Annotated in this window: 1 protein-coding gene and 1 pseudogene; both read right to left on the bottom strand. The window is 70.2% G+C overall.

Annotated features, from left to right (window positions below; genetic code table 11):
* The coding region (locus VFE82_RS14465; RefSeq protein WP_422662645.1) for a methyl-accepting chemotaxis protein at positions 1-1,023 on the bottom strand (1,023 nt) is incomplete at its 3' end.
* 263 nt (positions 1,024-1,286) lie between these two features.
* Positions 1,287-1,607 (bottom strand): annotated as a pseudogene (locus VFE82_RS14460) (methyl-accepting chemotaxis protein); the annotation flags it as partial.

The raw sequence follows: 1,607 nt of genomic DNA, 5'->3' as shown, positions 1-1,607 counted from the left end.
CACGACTTGGCCGACCACTTCGCCGCCGCGCACGGCCACGGTGGAGGCGGCCAGGGCCAGCTCGTTGCCCTGCTGGGCGTTGTCGGCGTTCTGCTTGACGGTGGAGGCCAGCTGCTTCATCGAGGCGGCGGTCTGCTGCAGGGCGGAGGCCTGTTCCTCGGTGCGCGAGGACAGGTCGCTGTTGCCTTGCGAGATCTGGCCCGAGGCCGTGGCCACCGAGTCGGCGTTCTGGCGAACGTCGTCGACGATCTGCGACAGGCTGTCCTGCATGCGCTTGAGGGCCATCAGCAGGCTCGTGGTGTCGCCGTCGCGCACCACGATCGCGACGCTCAGGTCGCCGTCGGCGACCCGTCGCGCCGCAGCCACGGCATCAGCTGGATCGCCGCCGAGTTGCCGCACCACCCGCCGGCTCAGGACCACTGCACCGGCGACGCTGCCCAGGGCAGCCAGCCCGAGGAACAGCAAGGTCCGCCAGAACGTGCGGCTGATGACGGCGTCCGTTGCGGCAGCCGAGGCCTGCTGTTCCTGGTGGATCCGTGCCACGGCCTCGTCCAGCAGCTTGACCGGCTCCCGGTCGATGCCCTGCACGGCACGGTCGCCAAGCTCCCCATCCTGCCCGGCCGCACCAAACTTCTCGAAGCCCTCACGGTAGGCCTTTCCCATCCGCGTGTGCGCCTGCAGGAAGCTGGACACCAGGTCGCGGGTCTCGCCGGGAGGCAGGCTGTCGCGCAGTTCCGCCGCGTGTGCAGCGGTCAGCTGCTCCTGCTTCTGGAAGCTGGACCAGTGCTTGTCGAGCGCCTTGGGATCCTTGCCGCGCAGCAGCGTGTTCTTCCACTCTTGCACCTGGACCTTGAAGTCCAGTGCAGTCGTCTGGGCGAGCGTGGCCGCCGCCGCCTGGGCACGGAAGGCACTGTTCGCGCCGTCCTCCGACGACTGCAGGCTCAGCAGGCCGGTGACTGCCGCCCCGGCCGTGCACACGACCATGGCACTGCACGCGAGCGGCAGCTTGGTCTGGAAACGCATGGGTTCTCCTCGATGCCCGCCGTCTTGGTTGGGGCTCGTTCGAATGGTTTGTTCATGTTCTTGTGTGACTCCCTATGCTCAGCGCATCGCCGCGCACGCCGTGCCGCGGACGGCAGCGTGCTCGGAGGCGCTCTCGAGAGTTTCGACCCCGAGGGGCGGGTCTTGAGTTGGAACTGTCCCGCGTGCGGCTCGCGCCCACCAAACGACAAGGCGCCCCGCAGGGCGCCTCGGCACTCACCAGCCGGCCTTGGCCGGCGGCGCGGTCAGAAGGTCTGCCAGTCGTCGTCGGTGCCGGTGCGGCGGGGCAGTTCTGCGGTCGGGGCGCTGGCCGGCTTGCCGGTGGCGCCCAGCGGCTTGCGCGGCAGGGTGGGGCGCACGGTGGTCCGGGCCGCCATCGGCGCCAGGCCCAGGGCGGGGGCGTTGGAGGCCTCGTGGCCGTCGATCTTGAACACGGCGACGGCGCCCACCAGCTGCTGCGCCTGCGTCTTCAGGCTGTCGGCGGCGGCGGCACTTTCCTCGACCAGGGCGGCGTTCTGCTGGGTGGCCTGGTCCATCTGCTGGACGGCGTCTTCGATCTGGGCGAC

Source organism: Ramlibacter sp. (genome assembly GCF_035655895.1).
Lineage (GTDB): Bacteria > Pseudomonadota > Gammaproteobacteria > Burkholderiales > Burkholderiaceae_C > Ramlibacter.
The sequence above is the reverse complement of the archived record's forward strand: the minus strand, read 5'-3'. Positions and strand labels throughout refer to the sequence as shown.